The sequence below is a fragment of the Citrobacter freundii complex sp. 2025EL-00176 genome, from assembly GCF_053309355.1.
Window position 1 is genome coordinate 78,411 of record NZ_JBRYHT010000015.1, and the last position, 12,804, is coordinate 91,214.

General features: G+C 53.9%; 12 protein-coding genes and 1 tRNA gene. 4 read left to right on the forward strand and 9 right to left on the reverse strand.

Going from position 1 to position 12,804, the window contains the following annotated elements; all coding sequences use genetic code 11:
* Window positions 1–17: 17 nt before the first annotated feature.
* The 5 genes from ypdE to glk form a co-directional block, all read right to left on the reverse strand.
* Window positions 18–1,058, reverse strand: a complete 1,041-nt coding sequence (gene ypdE, locus ACVXHP_RS21120; RefSeq protein WP_447572138.1) for an aminopeptidase — start codon at window positions 1,056–1,058, stop codon at window positions 18–20.
* A complete protein-coding gene (gene ypdF, locus ACVXHP_RS21125) occupies window positions 1,058–2,143 on the reverse strand; it encodes an aminopeptidase (protein ID WP_447572139.1) in 1,086 nt (361 codons plus the stop codon). Before ypdF ends, ypdE begins: the two co-directional genes overlap by 1 nt.
* Before the next feature lie 17 nt (window positions 2,144–2,160).
* A complete protein-coding gene (locus ACVXHP_RS21130) occupies window positions 2,161–3,408 on the reverse strand; it encodes a PTS fructose transporter subunit IIC (RefSeq protein ID WP_200005535.1) in 1,248 nt (415 codons plus the stop codon).
* Between the two features lie 20 nt (window positions 3,409–3,428).
* Window positions 3,429–3,755: a PTS fructose transporter subunit IIB gene (locus ACVXHP_RS21135; RefSeq protein ID WP_003028254.1), complete on the reverse strand. Its 327-nt coding sequence runs from the start codon at window positions 3,753–3,755 to the stop codon at window positions 3,429–3,431.
* A gap of 191 nt (window positions 3,756–3,946) precedes the next feature.
* Window positions 3,947–4,912 (reverse strand): glucokinase, encoded by a 966-nt coding sequence (gene glk, locus ACVXHP_RS21140; RefSeq protein WP_042306971.1) that lies wholly within the window; start codon window positions 4,910–4,912, stop codon window positions 3,947–3,949.
* A 204-nt stretch (window positions 4,913–5,116) separates the two neighbouring features.
* Here glk and ACVXHP_RS21145 point away from each other — a divergent pair, with 204 nt between their 5' ends.
* Window positions 5,117–6,352, forward strand: a complete 1,236-nt coding sequence (locus ACVXHP_RS21145) for an ion channel protein (RefSeq protein WP_200005534.1) — start codon at window positions 5,117–5,119, stop codon at window positions 6,350–6,352.
* Here ACVXHP_RS21145 and ACVXHP_RS21150 read toward each other — a convergent pair whose 3' ends face one another.
* Entirely contained in the window at window positions 6,353–8,005 is a 1,653-nt protein-coding gene (locus tag ACVXHP_RS21150) for an alpha-keto acid decarboxylase family protein (protein ID WP_447572140.1), read from the reverse strand. It abuts the gene before it with no gap.
* 184 nt (window positions 8,006–8,189) lie between these two features.
* On the opposite strand from ACVXHP_RS21150, the gene mgrA reads away from it, so the two are divergent.
* Both mgrA and ypeC read left to right on the forward strand, forming a co-directional pair.
* Entirely contained in the window at window positions 8,190–9,179 is a 990-nt protein-coding gene (mgrA, locus tag ACVXHP_RS21155) for an L-glyceraldehyde 3-phosphate reductase (RefSeq protein ID WP_200005532.1), read from the forward strand.
* Between the two features lie 137 nt (window positions 9,180–9,316).
* Window positions 9,317–9,643 (forward strand): DUF2502 domain-containing protein YpeC, encoded by a 327-nt coding sequence (gene ypeC / locus ACVXHP_RS21160; protein WP_032944124.1) that lies wholly within the window; start codon window positions 9,317–9,319, stop codon window positions 9,641–9,643.
* Window positions 9,644–9,675: 32 nt separating this feature from the next.
* Here the strand turns inward: ypeC and ACVXHP_RS21165 are convergent, their stop codons facing one another.
* Both ACVXHP_RS21165 and ACVXHP_RS21170 read right to left on the reverse strand, forming a co-directional pair.
* The gene (locus tag ACVXHP_RS21165; protein ID WP_304701007.1) at window positions 9,676–10,914 is read right to left on the reverse strand and encodes an Nramp family divalent metal transporter; all 1,239 of its coding nucleotides are present in this window, start codon (window positions 10,912–10,914) and stop codon (window positions 9,676–9,678) included.
* Window positions 10,911–10,985, reverse strand: coding sequence for a hypothetical protein (locus ACVXHP_RS21170; protein WP_420808581.1), 75 nt, complete (start codon window positions 10,983–10,985; stop codon window positions 10,911–10,913). The genes ACVXHP_RS21165 and ACVXHP_RS21170 overlap by 4 nt, the downstream gene beginning before the upstream one ends.
* Before the next feature lie 273 nt (window positions 10,986–11,258).
* Here ACVXHP_RS21170 and nupC point away from each other — a divergent pair, with 273 nt between their 5' ends.
* Window positions 11,259–12,461, forward strand: a complete 1,203-nt coding sequence (nupC, locus tag ACVXHP_RS21175) for a nucleoside permease NupC (protein WP_038642445.1) — start codon at window positions 11,259–11,261, stop codon at window positions 12,459–12,461.
* A 150-nt stretch (window positions 12,462–12,611) separates the two neighbouring features.
* Here the strand turns inward: nupC and ACVXHP_RS21180 are convergent.
* A tRNA-Ala gene (locus ACVXHP_RS21180) sits at window positions 12,612–12,687 on the reverse strand.
* Between the last annotated feature and the right edge of the window lie 117 nt (window positions 12,688–12,804).

Below are 12,804 nucleotides of genomic sequence, written 5' to 3' on the forward strand. Positions count from 1 at the left end.
TCCTGATTAGCGCGAAATCAGCACCTGAAGTCCGTCAGATGAGCTACGGTTTCGCACGTAAGATGTGAAATAATCGCCGACAGCAACTGCTGCGTCTGGATGATGTCACGACAGTCGGCAATCGATGCCGCACAGTGCCCATACCGCGTGGCTGGCCCCATGACAACCGTCGGAATCCCCGTTCCGCTCACGTGTACGGCCCCGCCATCGGTACCGCCATTGCTGAACATATCGAGCTGTAACGGTATACCCGCGTCAGTGGCTACACTTTCCATCCATGCCGTCAGCTTTGGCGGCGCAATCAGCGATTTATCGCTCAGCACCAGCATCGGGCCTTTGCCGAGCTGTCGGTGGTTGGCCGCACCATAATCAAAATTTTTCGCCCAGCAGGCGGTGTCCAGCACGATCGCCACGTCGGGCGCAACCGCACGCGCGGCCGTTTGCCCTCCGCGCAATCCAACTTCTTCACTGGAACTGGCCACCAGCCACACCTCGCAAGGAAGATCGGCGCCATGCCATTCGCGGAGCAGCGCTACCAGCAAATAACATCCAAGCCGGTCATCAAAGGCTTTGCCCATGACGCGTTGGTGCGGCAAAACCTGAAAAGTCGTGTCAAAGGTAACGCGATCGCCTGGACGCACGCCGGCCTGCAGTACTTCGTCATAAGACCGCGCCCCAATATCTACCCGCAGCGCGTTCACTTCATTGCCACTACGATCTCCGTCGAGCAGACCGGGGATTTTGCTCTCTTCGCGGGTGGTAATCCGCACCGGCTGCAACTGTCTGGCCGCCATACGCACATTTCCCACCGGCAAGACATCGATCGCCCCTTCGCTGGAGATACTGCGCACAATAAATCCCACTTCATCCATATGCGCACAGATCATTACCTTCGGACCGGTTGATTCATTCAGGCGGATCAACACCGATCCCAAACCATCGAAGCGCACTTCTTTGTGCAGACGATCTGCTTCTTCGAGCAAGATCTGCCGCACCTCCTGTTCTGAGGAGGCGATCGCATCAGCCTCGCTCAGCGCCTTCAGTAGCGATAAGTCCATCACGCTTCTCCCGTGTGTAACAATGTTTTCGCCATGGTGTAGAGCACCTCGCCGCCGTCTGGCGTAACCAGCACTACGTCCTCGATACGTACTCCGCCCTGCCCCGGCAGATAAATACCTGGCTCAACGGTGAGCAGCATTCCCTCCGCCAGAGGCGTCGCATCGGTGGGTGAAAAACGTGGATTTTCATGGACCTCAATGCCGATAGCGTGTCCGGTATTGTGACCAAACTCATTACCATAGCCCGCCTGCGTAATAACTTGCCTGGCTGCGGCGTCCACCTCATTGCAACGCGCGCCGGGTCGAATTGCCGCCACCGCCGCCAGTTGCGCTTCCAGTACAACCTGATAAATCGAAAATAGCGCGCTTTCTTCTGCAGGTTGGTTGGCGTCGGGTAGGCGAAACGTTCGCGTCATATCTGAACAATACCCCTGATACTGTGCGCCAAAATCCAGCGTAATGAACTCACCCGCCTCGACACGCTTGTCGCTGGCTTTGCCGTGCGGCAGCGCCCCGCGCCAGCCGCTGGCGACAATGGTGTCAAAAGAGGCTTTATCTGCGCCGAGCGTACGCATATACCACTCCAGCTCGGCGGCAATCTCGCGCTCACTCAAACCTGGTTTAATAAAACGCCGTATGTGTTCAGCGCTGAGGTCGGCAATCCGACAGGCTTCTCGGATACAGGCTATTTCCTGTGCCGTTTTCACCTGCCGAAGTACGTCCGGCACGGCGCTCACCAGCCTTCCATGCAGTTTGTCTGCCCAGGCCTGTGCCGTTTCCCAGCTTACCTGCTCGCCTTCGAACCCCACCGTTTGCAGCTTTTCGTCAGCAATGATGTGATTCACCCGTGAATACAGCGTTTGCGTGCCATCGAGGAGATGGATCTGGTAGTCCTGGGTACGCGTAGCGACATCGGTGTAATAACGGGCATCGACCAGGATATGCGCGCTTTCATGGCTGATAAATACATACCCTGAACTGCTGGAGATCCCCATATGCGGCTGTTTATTCTGCCGCGATGACAGCAGCATCGCATCGAGATGTTGCGCCGTTAGCCAGTCACGCAGCGAGGCAAGTAAGCTCATGGTTACAATCCTTTTAATCAGAGGCTTTCAATCAGTAATTTGCCTTTGCGGTACATCATATTGCGCAGGAACACCACCATCAGCGCGGTAATCACCGCACCTAACAGGATCCCTGCCATATAGACACCGAGATTGGTCACCAGCGGCCATGCCCAGATCGCCGACTCAGGGAACCACTGCACCGCACCCAGCCAGACGGCGGCCGTCGAGCCGACAATGGCGCCAACCATATAGGAGGGAATTGCCGTAATGGGGCTTTCCAGCGCAAACGGGATCGCCCCTTCGCTAATGCCCATAAATGCGAGGAACATTGCCGTTTTTCCCTGCGGGTAGAGCTGGGCGCTGAACAGACGCTTACCCGTTAAGCGGCGGTCAAGCAGCGTTGCCAGCCCGAGGCCAATCGGCGGAATAACAATCGCAATAGAGCGCGCGGTGACCGGCAGAACGTGGTCGGTGGTAAAGCTGAAGGCGACAAATCCAGCGGCTTTATTAATCGGACCGCCGAGGTCAATGGCCGTAGCCGCGGAAATCCCCATCGCATACATCAGCGTGCCTTTCTCTCCCGCAGCGGTCAGCAAAGTACGAATTCCGCCGTTGATCCAGCCGCCAAACGGCGTGATTACGTAATACATCGCCAGCATGACGAAAATGGCGGAGAGAATGGGTAGCAAAAAGGTGGTTTTGAACGCCAGCAGGAAATCGGGGAGCTGGATTTTTTGGTTCATCCACTTCACCAGATACCCGGCAACAATCGAGATAATTAGCGCGCCAATAAAGGTGGAGGGCACGGGAGCACTGGTTACCCATTGCAGCGTCGATGGGTCAAAATTCAGCAGCTGCGTCGGCTGAGTCGACATCAGACCGCCGATGAACCCCGCCGGAAATGCCAGCTTGCCGCCGATGGAGTTGGCAACGAACGCGGCAAACATCGGAATAGCAAAACCAAACAGCACGCCGCCAAAAGATTGCGACAGCCAGGCAAACTTCAGTAATGAGAGATTAAAACCGGTAAATTTTCCGCTGTTTAGCGCATCCATGATGCCAGTGTCAGCGGGAATATCGAGCCAGCTATAGGCGATCAGTTGCGAGAAGGCGAGAATTACCCCACCCATAATTAACGTCGGCACCATGCGTGAAATACCTGACATCACATGTTGCGGAAGTTCGCCCCAGAAGCTATTGCGGGAGGCCGGTGGATTTTTTATTGCCGCTGCCGCACCAGATGCGCCAGGCACAACGGTTGCACTGCGTTTTTTAATGGCCATACGTAGTTCCCTGTCGATAATTATTGTTGTTCAGCGGCAACCATCTCTTCGATCTCTTTAATGATGCCGGCCGCATTTTTTATCGCGTCCTGTAGCGTAATTTCGTAGACGTCACGCGACTCAAAACGCTCGTTATCCTCCGGGGTTACGGCCACTGAATGGATGATTAACGTCGCCTCAGCGATATCCTGCGCCGTCAGACGATTTTGAATTCCGTCAGCGCCCTGAGTTTCGATTTTCACTTCATAACCCGCTTCAACCGCCGCTTCTTCCAGCGCCTGCGCCGCCATAAAGGTGTGAGCCAGCCCCATCGGGCACGCACAGACAGCAATTAATTTTTTGCTCATATTCATTTCCTCGTAATAGTTAACGAGAGAAATTATGGTCCGAGGCAAGTAACGATCGTTACCAGACAAATAATGCTTTTACTGGATAGATAATCCAGCAATCAGGAAGTGTGACGAAGGTCGGAAAGCTGGGCGGCAGGCATAAAAAAACCGCGTGATTTACGCGGTTTTGCGGGTGTGTGATTGAGGAATTAAAGGATGTGCCCCAGCGTCTGGCGCAGATGCGCGCCGGAGCCAAGCAGACCAGGGTTATCATGCACGATCAGATACACCGGAATATCCTGAACGTAGGCTTTAAAACGTCCTTTATCTTCAAACCCACCGCGGAAGCCGGAAGCTTTAAAGAATTCAAGGAAGCGCGGCACGATCCCGCCAGCGATGTACACGCCGCCAAACGTCCCCAGCGTTAACGCCAGATCGCCGCCAAAGCGTCCCATAATCACGCAGAACAGCGACAGCGCGCGGCGACAGTCGATACAGGAATCTTCCAGCGCACGGGCGGTGATATCCTTCGGCTGCAGATTTTCCGGCAGGCGCCCGTCTGATTTGACGATGGCGCGATACAGGTTCACCAGTCCGGGTCCTGAGAGCACACGCTCAGCAGAAACGTGACCGATTTCCGCACGCAGGACCTCAAGGATGATCCCCTCTTCTTCGCTGTTTGGCGCAAAATCCACATGGCCGCCTTCACCGGGCAGGCTTACCCAGCGTTTATCAACGTGCACCAGGTGCGCCACGCCGAGCCCGGTTCCTGCGCCATACACTGCAATCGGTTTGCCTTCGACAGGCTCAGCGCCGCCGAACTGGATCAAATGATCTTTTTTCAGCATGGGGATTGCCATCGACACAGCCGTGAAATCGTTGATGATTTCCAGATGGCTAAAGCCCAGATTTTTTTTCATCTCAGCAATAGAGAATGCCCAGGTATGGTTGGTCATTGCCACCCAGTCGCCGGTGATCGGACAGGCGATGGCAATGCAGCCATCTTCGACGCTAACGCTATGCTCATCCAGGTACACGCGCACCACGGCCTCCAGACTGGGGTAATCCAGCCCGGAATACGTTTTTGCCTGCGAAATCTCGCCGCTTGCAATATCGCACAGAGCAAGACGTGCGTTGGTGCCGCCAACATCACCTACTAAAGCATATTTTGTCATTCTTCCACTGCTCCGCTAAAGTCAGAATAAATCTTTGCCACACTGTAAATTCATGGGGGCATAACAACAACGGCCTGAAGGCTGATGCCCGTAGAAAATCGATCCAGATCACACAATTACTTTATCGTTTCAGCACCATTTGCAGCGATGCGGTCGCGCAGGCTGTGCAAACTACGCCTATGACTCTGTATGAAGGAATAGAACATGCTCCATCCGCGAGCCAGAACGATGCTCTTGCTATCAACTCCCGCGCTAATCATTGGCATAGCGTCCAGCCTGGTGTTGATCGGTGTGATGAAAGTCGCTTCCGTGTTACAGCAATTTTTGTGGGAGCGTCTGCCGATTAGCATCGGGATTGCCCAGGACTCTCCGCTGTGGATCATCGGTATGCTCACGCTAACCGGATTGATGGTCGGACTTGTCATCCGTTATAGCCGGGGTCATGCAGGCCCGGATCCGGCTTGTGAACCGTTAATTGGTATGCCGGTCCCAACGTCAGCCATACCGGGTCTGCTGGCAGCGCTAATACTCGGTCTGGCGGGCGGCGTCAGTTTAGGGCCGGAACATCCCATCATGACCGTGAATATCGCCCTCGCGGTGGCGATCGGCAGCCGCATGTTTCCGCGTATTGCTAAGCTGGACTGGACCATTCTCGCCTCTGCCGGCACTATCGGGGCGTTATTTGGTACTCCCGTTGCCGCCGCATTGGTGTTTTCGCAAACGCTGAATAGCTCGAACGATGTTCCTTTGTGGGATCGCCTGTTTGCGCCCTTAATGGCCGCCGCCGCAGGTTCACTGACCACCAGCCTGTTTTTTCATCCTCATTTTTCACTGCCCATCGCGCACTATACGCAAATGCATCTGATCGATATCCTTAGCGGTGCGGTCGTTGCTGCTATCGCCATTGCCGCGGGCATGGTGGCCGTCTGGTGCCTACCGCGTTTGCATCATTTAATGCATCGGCTTAAACACCCGGTACTGATCCTTGGGGTTGGTGGTTTTATTCTCGGTATTTTGGGCGTAATTGGCGGACCGCTGACCTTATTTAAGGGACTGGATGAAATGCAGCAAATGGCGTTTAGCCAGACGCTGGGGACAGCGGATTATTTGCTGCTTGCGGTGATCAAACTGGCGGCATTAGTCGTCGCTGCAGCAAGCGGTTTCCGCGGCGGGCGAATTTTTCCGGCGGTCTTCGTGGGCGTCGCGCTGGGTCTGATGCTGCACGCTCATGTAGAAGCCGTTCCGGCTGCCATCACGGTCTCCTGTGCGATTCTCGGGCTGGTGCTGGTCGTTACCCGCGACGCGTGGCTGAGCCTGTTTATGGCGGCAGTCGTGGTGCCAGACACCACTTTACTGCCGCTGCTTTGCGTAGTGATGCTCCCTGCCTGGCTGTTATTGGCCGGAAAACCAATGATGATCGCCAGCCGTCCCGAGGAGTAGCTATCCTCCGTTGCGAGATTCCAGCGCACGGGTCACCGTGCGCAATAACTCAGGAAGATCGGCTTTCGGTAGCACCACTTCAATTAATGACAAACGTTGCGGGCGGGACAGCCGGGCCAGCACTTCCTCCAGTTGCACCGCCTGCGTCACTCGCCAGCATTCCGCTTGACATTCATGACTTAACGCCTGCGGCACCTGCGTCCAGTTCCATCCGGCGATGTCGTTATAGCGCTGATTTGCGCCGTGAATCGCCCGCTCTACGGTATAGCCGTCATTGTTAAGCAGTAAAATCACCGGTGATTGCCCGTCTCTGAGCATGGAGCCCAGTTCCTGGATAGTGAGCTGCGCTGCGCCATCGCCAATAATCAGGATCACCCGGCGGTCCGGGCTGGCCGTTTGCGCGCCAAATGCCGCCGGGAGCGCGTAGCCGATAGAACCCCACAGCGGTTGGACCAGGACTTCCGCACCGCTGGGTAGCGTGAGCGCAGCCGCACCAAATGCCGCCGTTCCCTGATCGACGAGGATGATGTCATCGGGCGCCAGATAGTGCTGCACCGTTGGCCAGAAATTTTCCTGCGTCAGTAACCCCTTCTCAACCTGGATACGCCCAACTGGCGGACGTTCCGGCGGCAGTGAAAACGACATCTCCAGACACAACTCGCGTAACGTGGTGACGGCCTGTTCCATCGGAACGTTAAACCATTGCGTACCAACACGTGACGCATGGGGCTGAACTTCAATCGTGCGCTCCGCGGGTAACCGTTGCGTAAACCCAGCGGTCAGGGTGTCGACAAATTGTGTACCGACGCAAATGATCGTATCGGCATCTTCAATCGCCCGGCGCACATAGTCGCTGCTGGCTCCAGCGCTGTACGTACCGACAAACGCCGGGTGACGCTCATCAAATAACCCTTTACCCATCAACAGCGTGGCGTGGGCCATCGGCGTTTCCGCCATCCAACGGTGCAAAACAGGCTGTAAACCAAAGCGCTGCGCGAGAAAGTCGGCCAGCAGCGCTACGCGCGGACTGTCCAACAGCCGTTCACGGGCATAATAGCGAAACGCTTCTGCCACGCTGCTTTCCGGTTCGCCCAGAGGAACAATCAGGGTGTCATTCGGCGGCGTGGCGGGCTGTTTGGCCACATCAGCAGGCAACATCAGGTAGCCCGGTCTGCGTTCTGTTAACATCGCCCGCAGCACGCGGTCAATTTCATAGCAGGCATTTTGTTCATCCAGCACTGCACTGGCCGTCGTTACCGCCTGCTGCATACGGTAAAAATGCTGAAAGTCACCGTCGCCAAGGGTGTGATGCATCAGTTCCCCACGACGCTGCGCACCGCGACAGGGCGCGCCGACAACATGCAAAACAGGAACATATTCCGCATAGCTTCCCGCGATACCGTTGATTGCACTTAACTCTCCCACGCCAAACGTGGTGAGCAACGCTCCCGCCCCTGCCACCCGGGCATAACCATCCGCAGCATAAGCCGCATTTAATTCGTTCGCACACCCGACCCAACGTACGCTGGGATGCTCAATCACGTGGTCAAGAAACTGCAAATTATAATCACCAGGCACACCAAAGAGGTGGCCGACGCCACAGCCTGCCAGCCTGTCCAGCAGATAATCAGCAACGGAATATTGGGTTTGCATGACAGCTATCCTTCTGACGGTAACCTCAATGTTGAGTATCGAAGAACTGTGATGACTGTCCAGGGGAGTTATGGTGAAGGGGGTGGAAAGCAAGATGTACAGTTTTGACGATTAAAAATTCATTGCAGTCTGCTTTGTGTAAACGTATACACTCAATGACACACGTTATCCGACAGGAGGCTACATGGTTTATCAGGCTGATGAAAATCGCTATCAAACAATGGAGTATCGCCGCTGCGGCCAGAGCGGCCTCAAGCTACCGATTGTCTCTTTAGGTTTGTGGCATAATTTTGGTGATGCCACGCAGGTAGAGAACAGCCGGGCGCTGTTACAGCGCGCATTCGATCTGGGAATTAACCATTTTGACCTGGCGAATAACTATGGTCCACCGCCAGGCTCAGCGGAGCGAAATTTTGGCCGCATTCTGCAGGAAGATTTTTTACCGTGGCGGGATGAGCTGGTCATCTCCACCAAAGCGGGCTACACCATGTGGGAAGGTCCCTACGGTGACTGGGGTTCGCGCAAATACCTGATTGCCAGCCTCGATCAAAGCCTGAAGCGTCTGGGGCTGGAGTATGTTGATATCTTCTATCATCACCGGCCCGATCCAGAAACGCCGCTCAGAGAAACCATGCGCGCGCTGGATCATATTGTCCGTCAGGGTAAAGCGCTGTACGTCGGGCTGTCTAACTATCCGGCTGAGCTTGCCAGGCAGGCGATTGAAATACTCGACGATTTAGGCACCCCCTGCCTTATCCACCAGCCTAAATATTCCCTGTTTGAACGTTGGGTCGAAAGTGGCCTGCTGTCGCTATTACAGGAAAAGGGGGTTGGCAGTATCGCCTTCTCACCGCTGGCGGGTGGGCAATTAACCGACCGCTACCTGAACGGCATTCCTGCGGATTCTCGCGCGGCAAGTACCAGCCGTTTTCTTAACCCGGACCAGTTAACGCCACAAAAACTGGAAAAGGTCCGTGCGCTGAACGCGCTGGCAGAACGTCGGGGACAAAAACTTTCTCAGATGGCGCTCGCGTGGGTATTACGGGAAGACAAAGTCACCTCAGTGCTGATTGGCGCCAGTAAACCTGCGCAAATTGAAGACGCCGTTGGCATGCTGGCAAACCGTCATTTCACTGCCGAAGAGTGCGCCGAGATTGATGCCATTCTGAGCTGATTGAAATAAAGACACATTTATTAACAAAAAGTGCTCTCACTCGCGATTTAAGAGTTAAGGCGATGAAACGGGGCTTTACTGCCCCGTAATATTACGTTAACAGGCCGGCTACGGCTCGATCGTGAAGGAGAGTAAACATGTTCAGGTCACTGATTCTGGCGGCAGTCTTATTGGCTTTTACACCGCTGGCCGCGAACGCTGGCGAAATCACCCTGCTGCCATCAATAAAATTGCAAATTGGCGATCGCGATAATTACGGTAACTACTGGGATGGCGGCCGCTGGCGCGACCGGGATTACTGGCACAACAATTATGAGTGGCGCAAAAACCGCTGGTGGCGTCATGACAACGGCTATCATCGTGGCTGGGATAAACGTAAAGCTTATGAGCGCGGCTATCGCGAAGGCTGGAATGACCGTGACGACCATCGCGGTCGCGGGCGCGGCCACAAACATCATCATTAATGTAACAAAAGAGCCTGCGGGCTCTTTTGTTTTTACAAACCCAGCGCGGTTCCCACCAGCAGCCAGATATTGAGCGCCACCACTAACACCACAATCATCCAGCCAATGTATTTGACCCAGGCGGTGTTAACCAAATCCCCCATCAATGTGCCGTTGCTGGTGAAGACCAGTAGCGGTACCAGGGCTAATGCAATCCCGAAACTGAGCAACACCTGGCTCATCACCAGAATACGGGTGGGATCCAGCCCCATCAGAATCACAATAAATGACGGCATCATGGTGACAGTACGGCGTACCCACAGCGGAATGTGGAAGCGAATAAACCCCTGCATCACCACCTGCCCCGCCAGCGTGCCGACCACGGTAGATGAAAGCCCTGCCGCCACCAGACTTAATCCAAAGACCGTCGCCGCAGCATGGCTCAACAGGGGTTCAAGGGTCAGGTACGCTTGATCGAGATCGGCGATACCAGTATGCCCGCTAAAATGAAATGCGGCGGCAGCTGTCGCCATCATCGCCAGATTGACAAATCCGGCAATCGTCATGGCGATAGCCACATCCCATTTGGTGGCCGCATAGCGTTGTTGCCGCGTTCCGCCGTGCAGATGTTGGGTTAATGAAGAATGTAAATAGATCACATGCGGCATGATGGTCGCGCCAAGCACGCCAGCGGCCAGGAACACAGCCTCCGAATTGGGCAGGTTGGGAATCATCATCCCCTTGCTAAGCTGCGCCAGATTGGGTTGGGAAAAGATCAGTTCCACAATGTAAGCCGCTGCCACAAACAGCAACAAGCCACCAATGACTTTTTCCAACGGTTTTTGCCCGCGGCGCTGCAGCATCAGAATTAAAAACGTCGCGATACCGGTAAGTACGGCCCCCTGCAATAACGAAACGCCAAGGATAAGTTTGAAACCAATCGCAGCGCCAATAAACTCAGCAAGGTCCGTCGCCATGGCGATAATTTCCGCCTGCACCCAGTAAAACCACACCACCGGACGAGGATAATGATCGCGAATTTGCTCCGCCAGGTTTTTACCCGTGGCAATACCCAGTTTTGCCGACAGCACCTGAATCAGCATAGCCATCAGGTTTGCCCAGACCACAACCCACAACAGTTTATAGCCAAAGCTGGCCCCTGCCTGGATATTGGTGGCAAAGTTACCCGGATCGATATAGCCGATCGCCGCGATGAACGCAGGTCCCATTAATGCGAGCTTCAACTTGCGCGCTGCCCGTCCACTGCTACTCTCAACGCGATCGTTAGTCATTTTAGTGCCTCAGAAACATAGCCTTTGCTATGTTTCAAGCTACGCTTATTGAGAATGATTATCAAATTCATTTTAATGGGTGAAGTTGATTTCTCTGATAGCGTTTGTCTATGGATCGATAAAGATTCTGGAAATACCGGTGAGATGTTTGATTATTGTTATGAGATTAGCACAATGACATAACTTTTCACTTCCCTACTCAACATAACGGAAGTGTATCACCGATCACTAATTTTGAATCTCGTCACAGGTCCTTATTATAGTGTGTGTTTGATCTCGTTTTCTTTATGGTTGTTACATAGAATGTGCACGAAAACTAAACCTGCCTCATATTTGGAGCAAATATGGACCGCGTTCTTCATTTTGTCCTGGCCCTTGCCGTGGTTGCGGTACTCGCACTGCTGGTAAGCAGTGACCGTAAAAAAATCCGCATTCGTTATGTTATTCAACTGCTTGTTATTGAAGTGTTACTGGCATGGTTCTTCCTGAACTCTGATGTCGGTCTGGGCTTCGTGAGAGGCTTCTCCGAGATGTTTGAAAAACTGCTCGGATTCGCTAATGAAGGGACAAACTTTGTCTTCGGCAGCATGAACGACAAAGGCCTGGCATTCTTCTTCCTGAAAGTGCTTTGCCCGATCGTCTTCATTTCCGCGCTGATCGGTATTTTGCAGCACATCCGCGTTCTGCCAATTGTTATTCGCGCGATTGGTTTCCTGTTATCTAAAGTCAACGGTATGGGTAAGCTGGAATCCTTTAACGCCGTCAGCTCCCTGATCCTGGGTCAGTCCGAGAACTTTATCGCCTATAAAGATATTCTCGGTAAAATGTCTCGCAACCGTATGTACACCATGGCTGCAACGGCGATGTCGACCGTTTCCATGTCTATCGTCGGCGCGTATATGACCATGCTGGAGCCGAAGTACGTGGTTGCTGCGCTGGTTCTGAACATGTTCAGCACCTTTATCGTGCTGTCGCTGATCAACCCATATACCGTTGATGCCAGCGAAGAAAACATTCAGATGTCTAACCTGCACGAAGGTCAGAGCTTCTTCGAAATGCTGGGTGAGTACATCCTGGCAGGTTTCAAAGTGGCAATTATCGTTGCAGCCATGCTGATTGGTTTCATCGCCCTGATCGCCGCCCTGAACGCCCTGTTCGCTACCGTGACCGGTTGGTTTGGCTACAGCATCTCCTTCCAGGGCATCCTGGGCTACATCTTCTACCCTGTTGCATGGGTGATGGGTGTGCCGTCCAGCGAAGCGCTGCAGGTGGGTAGTATCATGGCAACCAAACTGGTTTCCAACGAATTCGTCGCGATGATGGATCTGCAGAAAATCGCCTCTACGCTCTCTCCACGCGCTGAAGGCATCATCTCTGTGTTCCTGGTCTCCTTCGCTAACTTCTCTTCCATCGGGATTATCGCCGGCGCGATTAAAGGCCTGAACGAAGAACAAGGTAACGTGGTTTCCCGCTTTGGCCTGAAGCTGGTGTACGGCTCTACGCTGGTGAGCGTACTGTCTGCATCCATCGCAGCACTGGTGCTGTAAGCCTAAGACAACATTGTCGTGCTAAGGCCGGGGAGATTTTTCTCCCCGGTTTTTTTATGTCTGCTATTCAGCAAACCAAAGAGATATAGAGTGAGAACTGGCGGGATGCAGAAACAAAAAACCCTCGCTTTTCAGCGAGGGTTCAAATTTTGGTGGAGCTAAGCGGGATCGAACCGCTGACCTCTTGCATGCCATGCAAGCGCTCTCCCAGCTGAGCTATAGCCCCACGATGCTTTTACGTACATACCAAATTTATTGGGATTAAATTTGGTGGAGCTAAGCGGGATCGAACCGCTGACCTCTTGCATGCCATGCAAGCGCTCTCCCAGCTGAGCTATAGCCC